The organism is Streptomyces meridianus, assembly GCF_023703325.1.
GTDB classification, from domain to species: Bacteria; Actinomycetota; Actinomycetes; order Streptomycetales; family Streptomycetaceae; genus Streptomyces; species Streptomyces meridianus.
This window is the reverse complement of the sequence record NZ_JAMQGM010000041.1, coordinates 1-21,332: the sequence shown is the minus strand read 5'-3', so window position 1 is coordinate 21,332 and position 21,332 is coordinate 1. Positions and strand designations below refer to the sequence as shown.

At 71.5% G+C, this 21,332-nt stretch carries 19 protein-coding genes, 1 tRNA gene and 1 pseudogene; 5 read left to right on the top strand and 16 right to left on the bottom strand.

Annotated features, from left to right (window positions below):
- Positions 1-2: 2 nt before the first annotated feature.
- The 10 genes from ruvB to pgsA all read right to left on the bottom strand — a co-directional run bounded on the left by ruvB (position 3) and on the right by pgsA (position 8,669).
- Positions 3-1,064, bottom strand: coding sequence for a Holliday junction branch migration DNA helicase RuvB (gene ruvB / locus M1E25_RS19195; protein ID WP_251417268.1), 1,062 nt, complete (start codon positions 1,062-1,064; stop codon positions 3-5).
- Between the two features lie 62 nt (positions 1,065-1,126).
- Positions 1,127-1,750, bottom strand: a complete 624-nt coding sequence (gene ruvA, locus M1E25_RS19190; protein WP_251417266.1) for a Holliday junction branch migration protein RuvA — start codon at positions 1,748-1,750, stop codon at positions 1,127-1,129.
- 2 nt (positions 1,751-1,752) lie between these two features.
- On the bottom strand, positions 1,753-2,346 hold the full coding sequence (gene ruvC, locus M1E25_RS19185; protein ID WP_251417264.1) for a crossover junction endodeoxyribonuclease RuvC: 594 nt from the start codon (positions 2,344-2,346) through the stop codon (positions 1,753-1,755).
- A 125-nt stretch (positions 2,347-2,471) separates the two neighbouring features.
- Positions 2,472-3,224 (bottom strand): YebC/PmpR family DNA-binding transcriptional regulator, encoded by a 753-nt coding sequence (locus M1E25_RS19180; protein ID WP_251417261.1) that lies wholly within the window; start codon positions 3,222-3,224, stop codon positions 2,472-2,474.
- 98 nt (positions 3,225-3,322) lie between these two features.
- Positions 3,323-3,976: a pyridoxal 5'-phosphate synthase glutaminase subunit PdxT gene (gene pdxT / locus M1E25_RS19175; protein ID WP_251417259.1), complete on the bottom strand. Its 654-nt coding sequence runs from the start codon at positions 3,974-3,976 to the stop codon at positions 3,323-3,325.
- A gap of 151 nt (positions 3,977-4,127) precedes the next feature.
- Positions 4,128-5,057 (bottom strand): pyridoxal 5'-phosphate synthase lyase subunit PdxS, encoded by a 930-nt coding sequence (pdxS, locus tag M1E25_RS19170; RefSeq protein WP_308290450.1) that lies wholly within the window; start codon positions 5,055-5,057, stop codon positions 4,128-4,130.
- 188 nt (positions 5,058-5,245) lie between these two features.
- Positions 5,246-5,788: a LemA family protein gene (locus M1E25_RS19165; protein WP_251417257.1), complete on the bottom strand. Its 543-nt coding sequence runs from the start codon at positions 5,786-5,788 to the stop codon at positions 5,246-5,248.
- 96 nt (positions 5,789-5,884) lie between these two features.
- The gene (locus M1E25_RS19160; protein ID WP_251417255.1) at positions 5,885-7,045 is read right to left on the bottom strand and encodes a glycosyltransferase family 4 protein; all 1,161 of its coding nucleotides are present in this window, start codon (positions 7,043-7,045) and stop codon (positions 5,885-5,887) included.
- Positions 7,042-7,944 carry a phosphatidylinositol mannoside acyltransferase gene (locus M1E25_RS19155; protein ID WP_251417252.1) on the bottom strand — a complete coding sequence of 301 codons (903 nt, stop codon included), beginning with the start codon at positions 7,942-7,944 and terminating at the stop codon, positions 7,042-7,044. The genes M1E25_RS19160 and M1E25_RS19155 overlap by 4 nt, the downstream gene beginning before the upstream one ends.
- A complete protein-coding gene (gene pgsA, locus M1E25_RS19150) occupies positions 7,941-8,669 on the bottom strand; it encodes a phosphatidylinositol phosphate synthase (protein ID WP_251417250.1) in 729 nt (242 codons plus the stop codon). The genes M1E25_RS19155 and pgsA overlap by 4 nt, the downstream gene beginning before the upstream one ends.
- Positions 8,670-8,794: 125 nt before the next feature.
- Between pgsA and M1E25_RS19145 the strand changes: the two genes are divergently transcribed.
- Positions 8,795-10,993, top strand: a complete 2,199-nt coding sequence (locus M1E25_RS19145) for an elongation factor G-like protein EF-G2 (RefSeq protein ID WP_251417247.1) — start codon at positions 8,795-8,797, stop codon at positions 10,991-10,993.
- Between the two features lie 280 nt (positions 10,994-11,273).
- Positions 11,274-12,962: an AbeC-like domain-containing protein gene (locus M1E25_RS19140; protein ID WP_251417245.1), complete on the top strand. Its 1,689-nt coding sequence runs from the start codon at positions 11,274-11,276 to the stop codon at positions 12,960-12,962.
- Positions 12,963-13,016: 54 nt separating this feature from the next.
- Here M1E25_RS19140 and M1E25_RS19135 read toward each other — a convergent pair whose 3' ends face one another.
- The gene (locus M1E25_RS19135) at positions 13,017-13,574 is read right to left on the bottom strand and encodes an HIT family protein (RefSeq protein WP_251417243.1); all 558 of its coding nucleotides are present in this window, start codon (positions 13,572-13,574) and stop codon (positions 13,017-13,019) included.
- A 66-nt stretch (positions 13,575-13,640) separates the two neighbouring features.
- Between M1E25_RS19135 and M1E25_RS19130 the strand changes: the two genes are divergently transcribed.
- Complete coding sequence (locus M1E25_RS19130) at positions 13,641-14,303, top strand: potassium channel family protein (protein WP_251417241.1); 663 nt, start codon at positions 13,641-13,643, stop codon at positions 14,301-14,303.
- Between the two features lie 111 nt (positions 14,304-14,414).
- Here the strand turns inward: M1E25_RS19130 and thrS are convergent, their stop codons facing one another.
- The 3 genes from thrS to M1E25_RS19115 all read right to left on the bottom strand — a co-directional run bounded on the left by thrS (position 14,415) and on the right by M1E25_RS19115 (position 18,396).
- A complete protein-coding gene (thrS, locus tag M1E25_RS19125) occupies positions 14,415-16,394 on the bottom strand; it encodes a threonine--tRNA ligase (protein WP_251417240.1) in 1,980 nt (659 codons plus the stop codon).
- Between the two features lie 188 nt (positions 16,395-16,582).
- A complete protein-coding gene (locus M1E25_RS19120; RefSeq protein WP_251417238.1) occupies positions 16,583-17,809 on the bottom strand; it encodes a hypothetical protein in 1,227 nt (408 codons plus the stop codon).
- Positions 17,809-18,396: a DUF4365 domain-containing protein gene (locus M1E25_RS19115; RefSeq protein ID WP_251417237.1), complete on the bottom strand. Its 588-nt coding sequence runs from the start codon at positions 18,394-18,396 to the stop codon at positions 17,809-17,811. The genes M1E25_RS19120 and M1E25_RS19115 overlap by 1 nt, the downstream gene beginning before the upstream one ends.
- Before the next feature lie 164 nt (positions 18,397-18,560).
- Between M1E25_RS19115 and M1E25_RS19110 the strand changes: the two genes are divergently transcribed.
- Complete coding sequence (locus M1E25_RS19110; protein ID WP_251417235.1) at positions 18,561-19,283, top strand: 3'-5' exonuclease; 723 nt, start codon at positions 18,561-18,563, stop codon at positions 19,281-19,283.
- 59 nt (positions 19,284-19,342) lie between these two features.
- Here M1E25_RS19110 and M1E25_RS19105 read toward each other — a convergent pair.
- Together M1E25_RS19105 and M1E25_RS19100 are read right to left on the bottom strand one after the other, a co-directional pair.
- Positions 19,343-19,414, bottom strand: a tRNA-Val gene (locus M1E25_RS19105).
- A 125-nt stretch (positions 19,415-19,539) separates the two neighbouring features.
- Positions 19,540-19,986 (bottom strand): SRPBCC family protein, encoded by a 447-nt coding sequence (locus tag M1E25_RS19100; RefSeq protein ID WP_251417234.1) that lies wholly within the window; start codon positions 19,984-19,986, stop codon positions 19,540-19,542.
- Positions 19,987-20,092: 106 nt separating this feature from the next.
- Between M1E25_RS19100 and M1E25_RS19095 the strand changes: the two are divergent.
- A pseudogene (locus M1E25_RS19095) lies at positions 20,093-21,332 on the top strand (SCO7613 C-terminal domain-containing membrane protein); the annotation flags it as partial.

Here is a 21,332-nt window from a genome sequence, read left to right as displayed (position 1 = left end):
CGTCACCCGCCGAAGAGCCCCTGCTGGGCCGGTCCGGCGCCGTTCGGGGGCGTCAGCCCGAGGTGGTCCCACGCCGCGGGCGTGGCGACCCGGCCCCGGGGGGTCCGGGCGAGCAGGCCTTCGCGGACCAGGAACGGTTCGGCGACCTCTTCCACCGTCTCCCGCTCCTCCCCCACCGCGACCGCCAGGGTGGACAGACCGACGGGACCGCCACCGAACAGCTTGAGCAGGGCCGTGAGCACCGCGCGGTCCAGCCGGTCGAGGCCCCGGGCGTCGACCTCGTAGACCTGGAGGGCGGCCGCGGCCACCTCCCGGGTGATCAGCCCGTCAGTCTTGACCTGGGCGTAGTCCCGCACGCGGCGCAGGAGACGGTTGGCGATCCGGGGGGTGCCACGGGAGCGGCCCGCGATCTCCGCTGCCCCCTCCGTCTCGATCCTGACGTCCAGCAGTCCGGCCGAACGGTGGATGACGCGCTCCAGCTCGGCCGGCCCGTAGAACTCCATGTGGCCGGTGAATCCGAAGCGGTCGCGCAGCGGAGGCGGCAGCAGTCCGGCTCGGGTGGTCGCGCCGACGAGGGTGAACGGCGGCAGCTCCAGCGGGATGGCGGTGGCGCCGGGGCCCTTGCCGACGATGACGTCGACCCGGAAGTCCTCCATCGCCATGTAGAGCATCTCCTCGGCCGGCCGGGACATCCGGTGGATCTCGTCGAGGAAGAGCACCTCGCCCTCCGTGAGGGACGAGAGGATCGCGGCGAGGTCGCCGGCGTGCTGGATGGCGGGGCCGGAGGTGATGCGGATCGGGGCGCCCATCTCCGCGGCGATGATCATGGAGAGGGTGGTCTTGCCGAGCCCGGGCCCGCCGGAGAGCAGGACGTGGTCGGCGGTCGCGCCGCGCGCGCGGGCGGCGCGCAGGACGAGATCGAGCTGTTCACGGACCCGCTCCTGCCCGATGAACTCCTCGAGGTCCTTGGGCCGCAGCGCGGCCTCGACGGCCTGGTCCTCACCGTCGGCGGCTGCTTCGACCAGCCGGTTGTCGGTTCCGGGTCCGGATACGTCGAAGTCCATGTGTGCCTGAGTCCTTCCGGGTCCCCCGGCCGGAGCGGCGGGGGACCGAACGGGGGTGCGGTTCAGCGTGCGCGGTTGAGGGTCTGCAGGGCGGCCCGCAGCAACTGCGGGACCGGTGGAGCCGCACCGTCCACGGCCGCGGCCTCCGCCTGCGGGGTGACAGCCTCGACGGCGTCGTCGGCCTCCCGGGCTGCGTAGCCGAGACCCACGAGTGCGGCATGCAGTTGCTCACGCCACGGCGGTGTCCCCCCGGCCCGGGCGGTCTGCACGGCGGGGGTGCCGATGGGTTCGCCGAGCCGGTCCTTCAGCTCCAGCAGCAGCCGCTGAGCGCCCTTCTTGCCGATGCCGGAGACGGCTGTCAGTGCTTTCTCGTCGCCGAGTGCGACCGCGCGACGCAGGGCGTCCGGGCTGTGCACGGCGAGCATCGCCTGGGCCAGCCGGGGGCCGACACCGCTTGCGGTCTGCAGGAGTTCGAAGACCTGGCGCTCGTCGTCGTCCGCGAACCCGTAGAGCGTCAGCGAGTCCTCCCGGACGACCAGGGAGGTCGCGAGCCGGGCCCGCTCCCCCACCCGCAGCGCGGAGAGGGTGTTCGGGGCGCACTGGACGGACATGCCGATGCCGCCGACCTCGACGACCGCGGAGTCCGGCGCGAGGGCGGCGACGGGGCCGCTGACGAAGGCGATCACAGTCAGGTGTCCTTCCGGGAGGTTCGTTGACGTACGGCCGTCCGGCTCGCCCGGGCAACCGTGGCGGGCGGAGCCGGTGTCCGCCCGCGCGCCGCCGCGTGCGCCTGCTGGAGCCGGTTGACCGCGGGCGCGCGCCAGATGTGACAGATCGCCAGGGCGAGGGCGTCGGCGGCATCCGCCGGTTTCGGCGGGGCGTCGAGCCGCAGCAGCCGGGTCACCATGGCACCGACCTGGGCCTTGTCCGCGCGGCCGCTGCCGGTCACGGCGGCCTTGACCTCGCTGGGCGTGTGCAGGGCGACGGGCAGACCGCGGCGCGAGGCGCAAAGCATCGCCACGGCGCTGGCCTGTGCGGTGCCCATGACCGTGCGCACGTTGTGCTGGCTGAACACCCGCTCCACGGCGACGTATTCGGGCCGGTACTCGTCGAGCCACTGCTCCAGGCCCTGCTCGATGAGGACGAGGCGCGCGCCGATGTCGGCATCCGCCGGCGTACGGACGACTCCGACCCCGGCCATGGTGAGCGCACGGCCCGCGACCCCTTCGACGACCCCGATCCCGCAACGGGTCAGCCCCGGGTCCACCCCCAGCACGCGCACCGGCGCCGCTCCCTTCCACCTGACTCGGACGTGTTCCGGCAGGCTATCGGCAGGTACCGACAACAGCGGCGGGCCGGCGGGGTGTTTCCCCCCGCCGGCCCGCGCCGCCGCTCGCTGTCGGAACGTCAGGCGTCGACCTTCTCCATGACGTCGTCGGAGACGTCGAAGTTCGCGAACACGTTCTGCACGTCGTCGCTGTCCTCGAGGGCGTCGATCAGCTTGAAGATCTTCCGGGCGCCCTCCTCGTCGAGCTCGACCTGCATGGTCGGGACGAAGTTGGCGTCGGCCGAGTCGTAGTCGATGCCCGACTCCTGGAGCGCGGAGCGCACCGCGACGAGGTCGGTGGCCTCGCTGAGGACCTCGAAGCTCTCGCCGAGGTCGTTGACCTCCTCGGCACCGGCGTCCAGGACGGCGCCGAGCACGTCGTCCTCGGTCAGCTCGCCCTTGGGCACGATCACGACGCCCTTGCGGTTGAACAGGTAGGAGACCGAGCCCGGGTCGGCCATCGAGCCGCCGTTGCGGGTCATGGCGACGCGCACGTCGGACGCCGCACGGTTGCGGTTGTCCGTCAGGCACTCGACGAGCACCGCGACACCGTTGGGGCCGTAACCCTCGTACATGATCGTCTCGTAGTCGACACCGCCGCCCTCGAGACCGCCGCCGCGCTTGACCGCGGAGTCGATGTTCTTGTTCGGGACGGACTGCTTCTTCGCCTTCTGGATGGCGTCGAACAGGGTCGGGTTGCCGTCCGGGTCCGGACCGCCGGTCCGGGCAGCGACCTCGATGTTCTTGATCAGCTTCGCGAAGAGCTTGCCGCGCTTGGCGTCGATCACGGCCTTCTTGTGCTTCGTCGTAGCCCATTTAGAGTGGCCGGACATCCGCCTGTCTCCTTCACGTCACCGATTACTGCACGAACGGAAACGATCCTACCGGGACGGTCGGACCCGCCCCGGTCCCGCGTCCTCCCACGCCCGGGTCAGGCACCGGCCGCAGCACAGCGGGCCGCGGCTCGCACCATTGCGACGAAGAGTTCGTGCACCCGGTGATCACCGGTGAGCTCGGGATGGAACGAGGTCGCGAGGAGGTTGCCCTGGCGGACCGCGACGGGGTGGGTACCGCTCTCGCCGGACCGCACGGTGGCCAGGACCTCGACCCCGGCGCCCACGGACTCGACCCATGGGGCACGGATGAAGAGCCCTTCCACCGGACCGCCGTCGATGCCTGCCATCTCGACCGCCGCCTCGAACGACTCGTTCTGCCGTCCGAACGCGTTGCGGCGCACGATCATGTCGATGCCGCCGATGGTCTCCTGGTCGTCCCGGCCGTCGAGAATCTTGTCCGCGAGCATGATCATGCCGGCGCACGAACCGTAGGCGGGCATTCCGGCGCGGATCCGCTCCCGCAGCGGTTCGAGCAGTCCGAAGGCGACGGCGAGCTTGGCCATGGTGGTCGACTCGCCGCCGGGGACCACGAGGCCGTCGGCCTCGGCGAGCTCGTCCGGCCGGCGGACCGGGCGGGCCAGCGCACCGGCACCGGCGAGCGCTGCGAGGTGTTCACGGACGTCACCCTGGAGGGCGAGGACGCCGATCACGGGGTGGTCGGCCGCCGACGGCTTGGAGTGGGTGGACACGGGCTACCTCTTCCGGGTGCGGGACGCCGTGCGCGCCCGCACCGCTCTGTCGTGCACGGGTCGTTCGGTTCCTCCGTCTCCGGAGGAAAGCCGATGGACGACCCCGGCCGACTCCGGCGGGGCCGTCCATCGAGTGCTTCTGGCGCCGGGACTACCAGCCGCGGTTGGCGTAGCGCTCCGCCTCGGGCAGGGTGTCGCAGTTGATGCCGACCATGGCCTCGCCCAGATCACGGGACGCGTCGGCGATGATCTTCGGGTCGTCGTAGAAGGTCGTCGCCTTGACGATGGCCGCGGCGCGCTTGGCCGGGTCGCCGGACTTGAAGATGCCCGAGCCCACGAACACACCCTCGGCACCCAGCTGCCGCATCAGCGCGGCATCGGCGGGGGTGGCCACACCACCGGCGGAGAACAGCACGACCGGCAGCTTGCCGAGCTCGGCGACCTCCTTGACCAGCTCGTACGGGGCACGCAGCTCCTTCGCCGCCGCGTACAGCTCGTGGTTGTCCAGCGCGCGCAGCCTGCCGATCTCGTTCTTGATCTGGCGCAGGTGGCGGACGGCCTCGACGACGTTGCCCGTGCCCGCCTCGCCCTTGGAACGGATCATGGCCGCGCCCTCGGCGATCCGGCGCAGAGCTTCACCCAGGTTCGTGGCACCGCAGACGAAGGGCGTGGTGAAGGCCCACTTGTCGCTGTGGTTGACCTCGTCGGCGGGGGTGAGGACCTCGGACTCGTCGATGTAGTCGACGCCGAGGGACTGCAGGACCTGCGCTTCGACGAAGTGGCCGATCCGGGACTTTGCCATCACCGGGATGGAGACCGCGCTGATGATTCCGTCGATCATGTCGGGGTCGGACATCCGCGCGACGCCGCCGTCCTTGCGGATGTCGGCCGGGACCCGCTCCAGGGCCATGACCGCGACCGCGCCGGCGTCCTCGGCGATCTTCGCTTCCTCCGGCGTGACGACGTCCATGATCACGCCGCCCTTGAGCTGCTCGGCCATGCCGCGCTTGACGCGCGCGGTGCCGGTCTCGGGATTGCCGCCGGGAACCTGGGCAGACGTGCTGGAGAGCTCGCTGGACACGGTTTGACCTCACTTGAATGAATCGTGCGATGAGCCCATCGTAGGCTGCTGCGCCACCGGCTCCGCCCGGCCGTCCGGTGCGGGCAGGTGCGCCCGCACTGCTGCACGCAAGAGGAAACCCCACCCGGATCCAGGGCGACAAGGGCCAATTCGCACCCAGTGGCCCGTCATGGGCCGTTCCGGTCCGGTCAGCGAACCGCGCGGCCGTCGAGGGTGACCGGGGGCTCGTCGTCCATCTCGAAGGCCAGCGGAAACGGGGCGTGGCCCGCGAGGCGGAACCAGCGGACCTTGCGGTGCCGGCGCAGCGCCCGGGCGGCACGCACCGCGTCGTTGTGGAACCTGCGGGCCATCGGAACCCGGCGGACGGCGGCCGACAGCTCCCCGGCGGCCTCCGCACCTCCGGGGGCCTCCCGTACCGCGTCCACCTGTGCGCTCTCGGCGAACACCGCCCGCAGCGCCTGGCTGAGTTCGCTCTCAGCGACCTCCCGGCCGTCCTCGTCGGCCTGCCGCGCGGCATGCGCGGACTGATACAGCACCATCGAAGCGGCCGGGTCGAGCAGACCCGAGGTGGCCACCTCCTGGCTGATCGAGGCCCGCCGGACGAGCGCGGCGTCGAGGGCGGCGCGAGTGGCGTCGATGCGGGCGTGCAACCGGTCCAGGCGTCCGGCCGTCCAGCTGAGGTAGACGCCGACGAGGGCCAGGGCGACGACAATCCAGATCAGTGTGCTCACGGCGGGTCACAGTACCGGCACCCGGTCCGGCGGAAACCGGCGCTCCCCCACGGCAGCCCGCACCACGCCTGCGGATGCGCCCGAGCCCGGGCCGGGTCAGCCGCGGGCGAGCCCGAGGCGGCTCCGCAGGCCGGTGCGCTCGTCCTCGGCGACCGAGGCCGCGCCGTCCGTCACCGTCTCGTAGACGGCGAGGATGTCCGCACCCACCGTCGACCAGTCGAAGCGCCGGACGTGGTTCATGCCCCGTTCCCGCAGTTCGGCGCGCCGCCCGGCATCCCCCAGCAGCCGGACGGCCGCCGAGGCCAGGGCTCCGGCTTCCTCGTTGGCGAACAGTTCCCCGGCTTCCCCCCCGTCGAGGACCTGCACGAAGGCGTCGAGGTCGCTGGCCAGTACCGGGGCGCCCGCCGACATCGCCTCGACCAGGATGATGCCGAAGCTCTCGCCGCCGGTGTTCGGGGCGACGTAGAGATCGACACTGCGCAGCAGACGGGCCTTCTCCTCGTCGCTGACCATGCCGAGGAACTCCACACGCTCCCGCATCTTCTCCGGAAGTCCGGCGACCGCCTCCTGCTCGTCCCCGCGGCCGGCGACGAGCAGCCTGGCGTCCGGGCGTTCGGCGAGGATTTCCGGCAGGGCCCGCATCAGCACCGGCAGCCCCTTTCGGGGTTCGTCGATCCGGCCGATGAACCCGATGGTCTGCCCCTGCCAGCGCGGTTCGGGCTCGGCGCGGGCGAAGAAGTCGACGTCGACGCCGTTGGGGATCACCACGGCGTCCCCGCCGAGGTGCTCGACGAGGGTGCGCCGGGCATACTCGCTCACCGCGATCCGGGCACTGATCTTCTCCAGTGCGGCCTGCAGGATCGCATAGGCGGCCACCATGGCGCGCGACCGGGGGTTCGAGGTGTGGAAGGTGGCCACGATCGGCCCCTGGGCCGCCCAGCAGGCGAGCAGGCCCAGGGACGGCGAGGCGGGTTCGTGGATGTGCAGCACGTCGAAGCGGCCGTGCTGCAGCCATCGCCGGACCCGCGCGGCCGACAGGAAACCGAAGTTGAGCCGGGCCACCGAGCCGTTGTACGGGACGGGGACAGCGCGCCCGGCCGGGACGACGTACTCCGGCAGCGGTGTGTCGTCGTCCGCGGGGGCGAGCACGGACACCTCGTGCCCCAGAGCGATGAGGTGCTCGGCGAGATCCCGGATGTGGAACTGCACGCCGCCGGGCACGTCCCAGGAATAGGGGCAGACGATGCCGATCCTCAAGGCTTCTCCTCACGAGGCTCGAGATCGGCGAGCCAGAGCCGCTGCAGCATGTGCCAGTCCTGCGGATGTTCACGGATTCCGCCGGCGAAGACGTCGGCGAGGGCCTGGGTCATTGCAGCCGTCTTCTCCGCCCGGGTTCCCTGCTCGGGGACCGTCACCGGCGGGTGGACCCGACCGCCCATCACCGGCGGCTCGTCGTACCAGAGGGTGACGGGCAGCAACTGGGCGCCGGTCTGCTGGGCGAGCATCGCCGGCCCGGCGGGCATGCGCGTGCGGTCGCCGAAGAAGTCGACCTCGACGCCGGAGGCGGACAGGTCCCGGTCGGCGACGAGGCAGACCAGGCCGCCCGCGCGCAGCCGGCGGGCCAGGGTGCCGAAGGCGGTGCCGCCACTGTGCGGAAGCACCTCCATACCGAGGCTCTCGCGATAGGCGACGAACCGGTCGTACAGCGTCTCGGGCCTGAGCCGCTCGGCGACCGTGGCGAAGGGCACGCCGAGCTGCGTGGTGACCCAGGCCCCGGCGAGGTCCCAGTTGCCCAGGTGGGGGAGCGCGAGTATCACCCCTCGGCCCGAGGCGAGTCCCTCCTCGAGCAGGTGGACGTCCTCGGGCGTGAAGGCGTCACGGATCCGGTCCCTGCTGTACGCGGGGAGCCGGAACGACTCCATCCAGTACCGCAGGTAGGAGCGCATGCCGGCGCGCGAGAGCTCGGCGAGCCGGTCCGCGTCCGCTTCGGGGACGACCCGCGCGAGGTTGGCCTCGAGGCGGAGTATCTGCTTGCCGCGGCGACGCCAGACCGTATCGGCGACGGTCCGCCCCAGGGCCTCGGCCGCCGGCTCGGGGAGCCGCTTGACCGTGGCCCAGCCCAGGCCGTACAGGGCGTCCGTGACCTGCTCCTTCATGCCGCCTCGTCTCCGGTCCCGGTGCCGGGGGCCGCCGCAGCGTCCATCTCCGCCGCCTCACTTCGCACGGTCACCATTCGCTGCCCGAGGGTGATCAGGCTGCCCACCGCCACCACCCACAGCGCGATGGGCAGCAGGATCTCGATGTAGGGCACGCCGAAGGCGTGCAGTCCCGCAAGCCCGGCGGCCACCAGGGAGATGACGAGGCGCTCGGCCCGTTCCACCAGCCCGTTGACGTTCACCGGCAGCCCGATGCTCTCCCCGCGCGCTTTGGTGTAGGAGACGACCTGGCCGCCGGCCAGGCAGAAGATGGCGATGCCGCACAGCAGCAGGTCGTCGCCCCCGCCCGCGTACCAGAGCGCCAGCCCGCCGAAGACTGCCGCGTCGGCCACCCGGTCGAGCGTCGAGTCCAGGAAGGCGCCCCAGCGGCTGGACCGACCCGAGAGGCGGGCCATGGTGCCGTCCACCAGGTCGGAGAAGACGAACAGGGTGATCACGACCGTGCCCCAGAACAGCTCCCCCATGGGGAAGAAGACCAGTGCGCCGGCCACGACACCGCCGGTCCCCACCAGGGTGACGGTGTCGGGACTGACCCCGAGCCTGAGCAGCAGTGCGGCGAAGGGGGTGAGGACACGCGTGAAGAACGCACGCGCGTACTTGTTCAGCATGGCCTTCCCGGGGATCGGTCGGTGCCGCGCGCCCCGGACAGGCGTCGGCTGGCCCATCGTAGCCAGGCCACCGGGCCGCTCGTGCCGTGCACCCGTCGACGGACGCGCGCCGGACGTATGGACGCAGGGTGACGGTGGTGGAAAGCTCGAAGTACGCAGGTGCAGACCGGAAGGTGAGGCACATGGGCGACAAAACACGCACACAGCCCGGAGCCGCCGGCAGGGCGGCAACGGCCGACCGGCCCTCCGCGATACGGAACGTCGTGCTGGTCGGCCACAGCGGATCGGGCAAGACCACGCTGGTGGAGGCGCTCGCCCTGGCGGCCGGGGCGATCAACCGGCCGGGGCGGGTCGAGGACGGGACCACGCTCTCCGACTACGACGAGATCGAGCAGAGCCGGCAGCGCTCCGTCCAGCTGTCGCTGGTCCCCGTGGAATGGGACGGCATCAAGATCAATATCCTGGACACCCCCGGATACGCCGATTTCGTCGGAGAGTTGAGGGCCGGTCTGCGAGCGGCGGACGCGGCCCTCTTCGTCGTCTCGGCTTCCGACGGCGTGGACGGCTCGACCCGGATGGTCTGGGACGAGTGCGCGGCCGTGGGCATGCCGCGAGCCATCGTCGTCACCCATCTCGAGGCGGCGCGGGCCGACTTCGACGAGATGACGGCGATCTGCGCGCGCACCTTCGGCGGCGAGGACCCGGACGCGGTCCTGCCCCTCTACCTGCCGCTGCACGGCGAGGCGGGGGGGGACGGACACGCGCCGGTCGTCGGGCTCATCGGGCTGCTCTCCCAGCGCATCTTCGACTACTCGAACGGGGAGCGCGCGGAGCAGCCGCCCGATCCGGAGCATCTGCCGCTGATCGAGGAGGCCCGCAACCGGCTCATCGAGGGGATCATCGCCGAGAGCGAGGACGAAACCCTGATGGACCGGTATCTCGCCGGCGAGGACATCGACGTCAAGACCCTGGTCGGGGACCTGGAAAGGGCGGTGGCGCGCGGGTCCTTCCACCCGGTTCTCGCGGCCGCACCGGCCGCCGACGGCGCGCGGTACGGCCTGGGCACGGTGGAGTTGCTGGAGCTGATCGCCGGCGGTTTCCCCACACCTCCCGAGCGCGAACTCCCGGCGGTGACGACACCGGACGGCAAACCGCGGCCCGCCCTCGAGTGCGACCCGGCCGGACCGTTGGCGGCCGAGGTGGTCAAGACGTTCTCCGACCCCTACGTGGGGCGCATCAGTCTGGTCCGGATCTTCTCGGGCACCCTGCGGCCGGACGAGACCGTCCACGTCTCGGGCCACGGCCTGGAGGACCGCGGTCACGAGGACCACGACGTCGACGAGCGTGTGGGCGCGCTGTCGATGCCGTTCGGCAAGCAGCAGCGCATCCTGCCGAGCGGGATCGCGGGCGATCTGGTCTGCGCGGCGAAGCTCGGCCGGGCGGAGACGGGCGACACGTTGTCGTCGAAGGACGATCCGCTGTTGATGGAACCCTGGCTGATGCCGGACCCGCTGCTGCCGGTGGCCGTGCAGGCGCACAGCAAGCAGGACGAGGACCGGCTCTCGCAGGGCCTGTCACGGCTCGTCGCCGAGGACCCGACGACCCGGCTGGAGCAGAATCCGGACACCCGTCAGGTGGTGCTGTGGTGTCTGGGCGAGGCGCACATGAGCGTGGTGCTGGAGCGGCTGCGCGGCCGGTACGGCGTGCAGGTCGATGCGGTGCCGCACAGGGTTGCGCTGCGCGAGACCTTCGGCGTCGCGTCGAACGGGCACGGCCGGCACGTCAAGCAGTCCGGCGGGCACGGCCAGTACGCGATCTGCGACATCGAGGTGGAGCCGCTGCCGCCGGGGTCGGGCATCGAGTTCGTCGACCGTGTGGTCGGCGGCGCCGTGCCCCGGCAGTTCATCCCGTCGGTGGAGAAGGGCGTACGGGCCCAGGCCGCCCGCGGTATCGCCGCCGGATATCCGCTGGTGGACATCCGGGTGACCCTGGTGGACGGCAAGGCGCACTCGGTGGACTCCTCCGATGCCGCGTTCCAGGCCGCGGGGGCCTTGGCGCTCCGGGAGGCTGCCGCGTCCGTGCGGATCGACCTGCTGGAGCCGGTCTCGGAGGTTCAGGTCATGGTGGCCGACGAGTACGTGGGCCAGGTGATGAGCGATCTGTCGGGCCGGCGGGGCCGGGTGGTGGGCACCGATCAGTCCGGGCCGGGCCGCACGCTGGTCAAGGCCGAGATCCCGGAGATGGAGATCGGCCGGTACGCCGTCGATCTGCGCTCGCTGTCGCACGGCACCGGACGGTTCAGCCGCGCCTACGCCCGGCACGAGCCGATGCCGGCCCAGGTGGCGTCGAAGATCCGCGAAACAGCCGGGGCCGGCGCGTAGCCCACGGCCCACAGGCACGGGAACGGCTCTGCAGGGACCGGGAGTTCGCCCGGTCGCCGCGGAGGGGTTCCCGTGCCGACGGCTGTCCCTGGGCTTCACCGAGAGGCGACGCCCGGGCAGCGGGGCCGCGAGGGCCCCGGGGCCGCGGACATTCCGCGCCAACAGGCTGCTGACGGCCCGTCCGATCAACCCCCTGCGGGATGGGCACCCGCACGGATACGCTGAGATGCACTTCAGAAGGTGTGCACGGGGCGGTAGTCGGGCAGAGCCGCACCATCGGATGCGCGCAGCGTTGGGGGCGGTAGTGGCACAGGACGGATTCGACTTCAGCCCCGGGGCCCAGGTTCCGCTGACCGGGGCGGCCGGTCAGACCGCGGCGACCCATGCCCTCGCTTCCGCGGCCTATCGCGACACCCCGCTGGAGGAGTTCCTCAAGACGGACAACGAGTGGCACAAGACCACCGTCAAGAAGCCGAAGTCCGCGTTCCTCTCCCTGTTCCAGCCGAATCTGGGAGAGGCGTTCGCCCGGGCGGTGCAGGTGCGGCTGCTCGGCGGGGCTCGCAAGCCCCTGATCCAGTCCTTCGGGACGGAGCCCCAGACCGTGGTCGAGCACTGTCTGGCCGCGACCCGGATACGCCGGGCCCGGGACGCCAAGCTGACGGTCGTCATGGCGCTCAGTGCCCTGCTGTTCCTGCCCGGCACCCTGCTGTGGCTGACCGCCTTCCAGCTGCGCCGGACGATCACGGGTCCCGAGAACCGGCGTGCGACGGCACTCGGTTCGATCGTGCTGGTCGTCGCGGGCGGCGTGTCCCTGCTGTTCCTGCTCCGGCCGCCGCTGCCCGGGCTGTGGGGCGTGTACCTGCGGGTGATGGTGGTGGCACCGGTCATCGGCTGGTGGGTGGCGAAGCAGATCTGCGAGCGCAGCGCGCAGGACATGCGCGCCCGGTGGGAGAGCCTGCTCACCGGAAGCGGTCTGGGCCCGAAGATCCCCGAGGCCGTTCCGCAGGACCCGAACCACACGAGCGCCGAGCGGCTGCGCAAGGCCCTCGCGCAGCTGACGGCCGAGCAGAACAGCAACCTCGTCTTCTACGCCGGGCCCAAGGGCATACTGGGCATGGGCACGCGGTGGGGCAGCTGGCACCTCGCCGAGGAGCTCGTCTCGGCCGAACCGGGCAAGGACTTCAACCCGTTCCGCAGCTGGGACGTCATACGCGCGATCCACGACCAGCTGCGGATGCTGGAACGCGGTCCGCTGCACACCGGCGGGTTCCCCAAGCCGTCCGTGGCGCACTGGGTGGTGTCACCGATCGGCGAGGGTGCCAAGGAGGTCACCCGGCCCAACAACACGGACACCGACGCCTACCGGATCAAGGGCCACGAGATCCAGCGCATCTGCAACGAGCAGCAGTTCGGCAGCGGCAACCGGCACTACCTCGGGGTCCAGTTCGTCCTGTGGGACGGCCAGCTGGTCCTCACCTTCCTGGTCACCGTCACGGTGCTGCACAAGACCCTGCGCATCGAGGTGACCGGGCACGCCCTCGGACCGGTGCACTCGCTCTTCACCACCAAACCGGAGCCGGAGAAGAAGGAGGTCACGAACGGCTGGCGGTTCTGGGAGACGAAGGAGGTCGTCCAGCCCCTGGTGAAGCCGGACGAGGTGGTGCGGCTGGCAGTGCGCGCCCCCTTCACCTGGTTCCCGCCGTTCGTCGACTTCCTCGGCGGCAAGGTCACGCTGCCCGAACCGTTCGGCCTGCGGCACGCCTGGGCGTCCCCGCCCTGGCGGCACCGCTTCATGGCGGACGACGCGCTGCGAGCCGCGACCCCGGTGCTGCGCTCCGTGCATGCCGCGACCATGCGGATGCTGGAGGAGAACGGCGTGGACACCGAGGTCTTCGGCACCCGGTCGACCTTCATGAGCAACCTGGTGCAGGACGTCGAGCCGAAGAAGGCGGACCTCTACAACGCCTGATCCCGTTCCGCCGGACCGGAGGTCGGTCCGGGGTCGGACGCCGGGCGGGAGGGGTCAGACGGGCCAGGCGTCGGCGAGCATCCGCCGGGTTTCGGCGAGCAGCTGCGGGAGCACCCGCGTGTGCCCGACGACCGGCATGAAGTTCGAGTCCCCGCCCCACCGGGGCACCACGTGCTGGTGCAGATGAGCCGCGATACCGGCCCCCGCGGCTCCGCCCTGGTTCATGCCAATGTTGAACCCGTGGGCCCCGGATGCCTTGCGCAGAGCCGTCATCGCCCGCTTGGTCAGATCGGCGAGCTCCGCGGTCTCCGGGCCGTCGAGCTCCGTGTAGTCCGCGACGTGCCTGAACGGCACCACCATGAGGTGGCCGCCGTTGTAGGGGTAAAGGTTGAGGACCGCGTACACGTGCTCACCGCGGGCGATGACGAGGCCGTCCTCATCGGACTTCTCAGGGATGGTGCAGAACGGGCAGCCGTCATCGGCGCCGGGACCGGTGGGCTTGCCCTGGCCCTGGATGTACGCCATCCGGTGGGGGGTCCACAGACGCTGGAAGGCGTCCTGGGCTCCCACTCCGATCTGCTGCTCCGGCTCACTCGTCATGCTGAGCAGCATAGAACTTCGCAGCAGCGAAGCGTGTCGCCGGGGCGGGGCAGCGCCACGGACGGCGATGCTTGGCCGGTGCGCGGTGACAGTGCGATTGCGGAGTGGGAGCGGTACTGCCAGGTGCCGCTGCTGGTGGCCTCGCTGCTGTATCTCGCCGCCTACACCGTGCACGTGCTCGTACCGGAGGTGTCACCGGGCTGGCACGAGTTCTGGCTGACGATCACGTTCGGCACCTGGGCCGCCTTCATCATCGACTACGCGGTGCGGCTGGGACTCAGCCCCAGCCGCTGGGTCTACGCCCGCAAGCACTGGCTCGACCTGCTCGTCGTGCTGCTGCCGTTGCTGCGCCCCCTGCGGATGGTGCAGGTGTACGCCGCGGCCCAGCTCCGGCGTCCGCACCCGAGGCTGTCCCTGGAGGGGCAGGTGATGGCCCTGACCCTGCTGACCGCACTGCTACTCGGCTACTCCGGGAGTCTCGCGGTCTACCGGGTGGAGCAGGGCGCACCCGGTGCGTCGATCCTCACGTTCGGGGACGCGGTGTGGTGGGCCTGCGTGACGCTCTCGACGACCGGCTACGGCGACGTGGTGCCGGTGACTTGGCGGGGCCGCGTCCTGGCGGTACTGATGATGGCGGTCGGCGTCGCCCTGATCGGCGCGGTGGTCGGTGTCTTCTCGTCCTGGCTGGTGCAGAGCTTCCGGGAGAAGACGCAGGAGGCCCGCAGGCGTTCGGAGGACTGACGCCGGGCCGGTCCCGCACGCGGCGCACCGGCTCCGGCCTCCGGACGGCACGTGCCCCCGCCCGGTGCGGGGCGGGGGCACGAAGGCCGGTGGGCGTGGTGCGGCCTCTTGTCAGACCTGCACGCGGTCCTCCACGGCCTTGACGATCTCGGCGACCGCCTCGTCGACCGGCACACCGTTCTTCTGCTCGCCGTTGCGGTAGCGGAAGGAGACGGCACCGGCCGCCACATCGTCGTCACCCGCGATCAGCATGTAAGGGATCTTGGACTTCTGGGCGTTGCGGATCTTCTTCTGCATCCGGTCGGAGGAGGCGTCCACCTCGACGCGGATGCCGCGCGCCTTCAGCTTCGCCGCGACCTCCCGCAGGTAGGGCACGTGACTGTCGCCGATCGGGATGCCGACGACCTGGACGGGGGCGAGCCAGGCCGGGAAGGCGCCGGCGTAGTGCTCCAGGAGCACCGCGAAGAACCGCTCGATCGAGCCGAAGAGGGCACGGTGGATCATCACCGGCTGCTGACGGGAACCGTCCGCCGCCGTGTACTCGAGCTCGAAGCGCTTGGGCTGCTGGAAGTCGACCTGGATGGTGGACATCTGCCAGGAACGGCCGATGGCGTCCTTCGCCTGGACCGAGATCTTCGGCCCGTAGTAGGCGGCGCCGCCCGGGTCCGGGACCAGCGGCAGGCCCTGCTTCTCGGCCGCCTGGCGCAGCGCCTCGGTTGCCTCCTCCCACTCCGCGTCCTCACCGATGAACTTCGGGGAGTCGTCGCGGGTGGAGAGCTCGAGCTCGAACTCGTTGAGCCCGTAGTCGCGCAGGAGATCCAGGACGAAGGTGAGCAGCGAGTCCAGTTCGTCCGCCATCTGCTCCTTCGTGCAGTAGATGTGCGAGTCGTCCTGGGTGAAGCCGCGGGCCCGGGTCAGGCCGTGCACGACGCCGGACTTCTCGTAGCGATACACCGTGCCGAACTCGAAGAGACGCAGCGGCAGTTCACGGTAGGAGCGTCCGCGTGCCTTGAAGATCAGGTTGTGCATGGGGCAGTTCATCGCCTTGAGGCGGTAGTTCTGCCCGTCGAACTCCAGGGGCGGGAACATTCCCTCGGCATAGTTCGGCAGGTGCCCCGAGGTCTCGAAGAGGTGCTCCTTCGAGATGTGCGGGGTGTTGACGAACTCGTAGTCCGCGGCCTGGTGGCGCTCGCGCGAGTATGTCTCCATCTCCCGGCGGATGATGCCGCCCTTGGGGTGGAAAACGGCGAGGCCGGATCCCAGCTCCTCCGGGATGGAGAACAGGTCGAGCTCGGCGCCGAGCTTGCGGTGGTCGCGCTTCTCGGCCTCGGCGAGGAACTCCAGGTACGCCTTGAGCTCGTCCTTGGCCGGCCAGGCGGTGCCGTAGATGCGCTGAAGCTGCGGGTTCTTCTCGCTGCCGCGCCAGTAGGCGGCGGCAGAACGCATCAGCTTGAACGCCGGGATGTTCCGGGTGGTCGGCAGGTGCGGACCCCGGCACAGGTCCTTCCAGCACAGGTCGCCCGTCTTCGGGTCCAGGTTGTCGTAGATGGTCAGCTCACCGGCGCCGACCTCTGCGGAGGCACCCTCGGCTGCCTCGGCGGCCGAACCCTTGAGGCCGATCAGCTCCAGCTTGTAGGGCTCGTCCGCGAGCTCCTCGCGGGCGTCCTCGTCGGTGGTCACCCGGCGCGAGAAGCGCTGCCCGCGCTTGACGATCTCCTGCATCTTCTTCTCGATGCGCTTGAGGTCGTCGGGGTGGAAGGGCTTCTCGACATCGAAGTCGTAGTAGAAGCCGTCCTTGATCGGCGGGCCGATGCCGAGCTTCGCCTCGGGGAACAGCTCCTGCACGGCCTGCGCCATGACGTGCGCGGTCGAGTGCCGCAGGATGTTCAGGCCGTCGTCGGATCCGATCAGGACCGGCTCGACCACGTCGCCCTCGGCGATCTCGTGGGTCAGGTCCCTGAGCTCACCGGTCACCCGCGCGGCGACGATGCTGCGATCGCCGGGGAAGAGGTCCGCCGCCGTCGTGCCCGTGGTCACCACGCGCTCTTCCCGCTCGGAATCGCGATGGATGATCACACGGACGTCCGACACCGGTTTCTCCTGACTCGTGGCTCTGCGGCAGCGGACGCTGCGCAGGTGGCGCTGGCCCCGGGGAGGCATTCACCCGGGTCCCCCAGATGGTACCGATCCGCCGGGGCGGACCGCTAAACGTTTCCCGGGCACCGGCGCACGTCCGGTGGTGCGCCGTGGCCCGCCTCCGGGAGCGGTTCCGCACCGGACTACCCGTCGTCCTCGCCGCCCCATGCCTCCTCGAAGCAGCCCAGGTTCTCGTGCAGCGACTTCATCATGCGGTCCCGCTCGGTCTCGTCGACGCGCACCGGCTCCACGTCCCGGGCGCCGGTGAGGCGGCGGAAGCCTCCACTGCTCTCCAGGCGTCCGCTCACCCTGATCGGCAGTCCGACGAGGTGGGCGTGGACGGCCGTCCGGTACGAGTTCTCGTCGAGTTCCGCCCGGACCCGGCCGACGTCCGCCCCGGTCAGGACCCGCAGCGCCACCGTTCCCGGTCCGGCCGCCGAGCGGCGCCGCATCCGCACCACGACCCCGGTCAGCCGGACCGGAACGGACGGTTCGCAGCGGACGAACCGGGCACCGGCGTCCCGCAGCGCGGGCAGATCGCCCGGGGAGAACTCCACCGGTTCGGGCGCGGCGGAGAATCCGGCGGGGGCGCCCGTGGCCGGTGACCATTCCAGCGCGAAGCGGATGCCCTCGGAGCCGTGGACGAGATCGACGACTGCCTCGGTCAGCTCACGGCTCACACCGAGCCGGACGGCCGCGTCGAACGCCTCCGGCCGGCCGGTCGCACGGTGATAGTCGGTTGCGTCGCGGGCCGCGTGAAGCGCCCGCAGCAGTGTGGTCGCGGCGGCTCGCCCGCTCGCGACGGGCAGATGGGCGGTCAGTGTTCCGGCCGCGGACTCCGGCCCGACGAGTACCTGTCCGAGGGCCTCCTCGGCGCGCCTGCGGTGCCGTGCCCCGTGGTGTGCGGCCCGGCCGAGTGCCCCCAGCGCCCCGGCCAGCAGCATCGCCCGGGCTCCCCGGCGCAGCCGGTCCCCGGCCGGCCACGGCGAGCTGCCGCACGGACCCGTGTCGCGATCCGGCACCCGACGCGACCAGCGCAGCTCGTCGCTGGGCACGGCGAGGGCGACCAGGACCTGGCGCGCGGTGGCGGTGGGGCTGCGGACCAGTCCGGTGAGGGCGTCCGCGAGCAGATCCCGGCTGTCGGGGAAGGCGAGGCTCTCAGGGACGAGAAGGCTGGCGGCACCGGGGTCGGAGGGCGGGGGCGTCCATCGCGCGTACCGGCCCGGTTCTCCGCCGCGGCGCTGCCAGCCGCGCCGGGCGAGCAGGGTGGTGAGGACGTGCGGGTCGACCCGGCCGGGGTCCAGACCCTCCCGCGGGAAGCTTCCGCCGGGCCGTCGGCCCGGGGACGGTTCGCCGAACGGCAGGTTCATCACGGTCTCCCTCCCCGCCCGACCCGGGTCATGATCTCGCAGAGCGCCCGGTCGTCGAAGATGCGCGCGGTCGGAATCCGCACGGTGGTACGGGTGCGCCCCGTCACGCGGTGGCCTGCCAGGTTGGTCCAGTAGCAGCAGTGCCGCAGGGCCAGCCGGTCGTGCGAGGCGTTCAGCCACTCCCCGGGGGTCCTCGGCACCAGCATCACCACGAGGATCTTGTGGACGGCCACCGGTGTGCGCGCGAGCTTCACCAGGTGGTCGTTGTCGAGCGTGAACGAGAAGGAGCTCCCGGCGGGGTGCGGCGGCATCTGGTAGGTGCACTTCAGCTGGACCTTGATGGTCACCTCGTCGTCCACGGCATGGCCGGGTGCGCTGTGGCTGACGTGCCAGTCGATGCCGTTGTCGGGGAACGGCTGGGCCAGCGAGCAGCCGGCCGCCGCCGCGACGGCGTGGAGGTATCCCACCTGGAGTGTCTCCATGCAGGCGGTGACGGCGAGTTGGCCCCGTGCGGGCCCCGCAGCCGACGGGTTTCCACGTTCCCCGTCGCGGTGCAGGCCCCCGGGTTCCGGATGAGCGAGCGTCATGTTCCCTGCGCCTTCCGCGCGATGTCCCCCTGCGGGCACGCCGGCCACCGACGGCCCGTCATCTGTGTTGTCTCCGGGCGGCGTACGCAGCAAACGGTCGGGGTATCACCAGCTCGTAACGGGACCAATTCCCATGTTCCGCGCCAAGGCGAGGAGTTGGTGACATGTACTGGTTCGAGGGACCACTCGCCGCATTCGACACCGAGACGACCGGGGTCGACGTCGAGCGTGATCGCATGGTTTCGGCTGCCCTGGTCGTCCAGAGCTCACCGGGCGCGGTGGCGCGTGTCACCAGGTGGCTGGTGAGCCCCGGCGTTCCGATACCCGCGGAGGCGACGGCCGTGCACGGGCTGACAGAAGAGCACCTGCAGCGCCACGGCCGGTGGCCGTCACCGGTCGTCGAGGAGGCCGCACGGGCCCTGGCCGCGCTCTGCGCGGCGCGCACGCCCCTGGTGGTGATGAACGCGCCCTTCGATCTCACGCTTCTCGACCGTGAGTTGCGTCGGCACCGGGCCTCGTCGCTGGCGGGATACCTCGGCGGCGCCTCGCTGTGCGTGATCGATCCCCGCGTTCTGGACAAGCATCTCGACCCGTATCGCAAGGGGCGGCGCACGCTCACCGATTTGTGTGCTCACTACGGCGTGGAGTTGACCGGTGCGCACGACGCGGCGGCGGACGCCGTCGCGTCGCTCGACCTGGTCCGGGCCCTGGGGCGACGCTTCGCGCCGCGGCTGGAACAGCTGAGTGCGGCGGAGCTGCACAGCCTCCAGGCCGTCTGGCATGCCGGGCAGGCCCGGGGCCTCCAGGCGTGGTTCGCCCGCAACGGCTCCCCGGAACAGGTCGACCCCGCCTGGCCGCTCCGGCCCCAACTGCCCACCGCTGCCTGAGAGTCGACGTCATCGAATGCAGAGAACCGGGCCGCCTGTCCGGCGGCCCGGTTCGGAGGTGGGCGATACTGGGTTCGAACCAGTGACCTCTTCGGTGTGAACGAAGCGCTCTCCCACTGAGCTAATCGCCCCTTCGCGTCGCGGATTGCGGACCGCGGCACGGCGAGAACCATACAGCGCACGGCGGACTCCGTACAAACCGCGACCTCCGGTGCCAGAGGAGGAGAGCCACGGCCGCCGCGCCCGGTCCGCGGGGTCAGCCGGCGGCGAGCCTGACCCGCAGGCCGTGCAGCCCCGCGCGCATCATCAGAGCGTGGTTGGCGCGGAACAGCGGACGCCCCGGGACGGCGAGGACGCGCATCAACGGATGCCTCACCTCGACCTGCTGGTCGTACACGGCGCGGGTACCGCCGCCGCACGGCGCGACGGTCCACCGCGCCCACCCGTCGAGATCTCCCGCGAGCGCCACCTCCAGCACGCGGGCGGCAGGGTCGTGGCGGACCTTGCGGACGGTGACGACCAGGTCGTACGGCAGAACCGAACGGAACCGGGCCCGGCCGCTGGTGTCGTCGATCCGGGCCACCTCACGGACCTGCGGCCACCAGAGCGGATACTCCTCGGGCGTCCCGAGCACCACGAAGACGGCGTCGGGCGGGGCATCGACGTCCCACAGGCTCCGGAAGCGGTAGCTGCACCAGTCCACTTCCCCAGTGTGCCGCCGTGCGCGTCCGGCGCACAGCGGTACTCACGATCGGCCTGAGTACACGTACCCATGTTCCCTGGCGGGCGGCGCGGCCACACTGCACCGTATGAACAGCGTCCCTCCCGCCGTGGAACTGCAGCAGATTGACCTGATGCTCGCCCGGCTCGACGCCGACCGCGCGCGGCTTCTGGCCCGGCGGGGACAAATCCTCACCCAGCTGAACCGCAGCGGATGGCCGGTCACCGGCCCGCCGGCCCCGCCCGGAGCGTGGCCCGCTCGGCCCGGGTGGCAAGGGCCTCCGGCCGCCCGGCGAGAGACGAACCCGCCGACCGTGCAGAACGTCCTGCTGGGGCTCGGCGGGGTCCTGCTGGCCGTGGCGGTGACCGCCTTCACGGTGGTCAGCTGGGGCCGCATGGGAACGGGCGGACGGGCCGCGGTCCTGGCGCTGCTGACGCTCACGGCGCTGACGGCGCCGGTCCCGCTGCTGCGCAGGTCCCTGACCGCGACGGCCGAAGTGGTCGGCTGCCTGGGGCTGGTGCTGCTGATGCTGGACGCGTACGCCCTGCACGTTCTGGCCTTCCCGGACTCCGGCTGGGCCGGCTACGGCGCGGTGGCGGGCACCGTGCTCGCCCTGGTCTGGGCGGGCTACGGGCTGTGGCCGGGCCGGCCGGCCCCTGCTGCCCGGGCGCACTCGCCGGGGGCGGACGCTGCCGGGGCGGGCCGGCGTCCGGCGTCCCCCAACGGGCTGCGGCTGCCTCTGCCGTTGGCTCTCTGCCTGGCTCAACTCCCCTTTTCTCTCTGGGCGGTCGCACTTTCCGCCGACGCCCTCGGCCACGCCTGGGCGCTGACCGCCACGGCAACGCTGGACGTCCTGGTCACCCGTTGGCGCGGCACCCCCGGGGTGCGCGGAACCGCCGCGGTGTGCGCAGCCGTCACCGGCTGCCCGGGCCTGGGCCTCGCACTGGGGCTGTCGCTGTCCGCCACCGGTGCGGTCGATGCTGCGCAGGCCGCTGCCGTACTGCTCGGGGTATCGGCCGGTGGGCTGGCGGGCGTGCTCCTCCCCACCGGCCGGGCAGCCGCCGACGACTCCGCCGCCCGGTCCGGGTCCGCCCTGCGCCGGCCGGACGTGTGGTGGTCCGTCCTGAGCGGAGCCGCGGCCGTGGCCGCGTCCGGTGGGATGCTGCGTGTCGTCCTGCCGGAGGACTGGGCCGTCGTCGGCTACGCAGTGTGTGCCACGGGTCTGCTGCTCGGTGCCCGCTTCGCCGCCGGGCGCCGGGGTCTGTCCACCGGGCTGTGCCTCGCCGGGGCGGCCGTGCACGCGGCGGCCCTGCTGTGGGCGCTGCCGT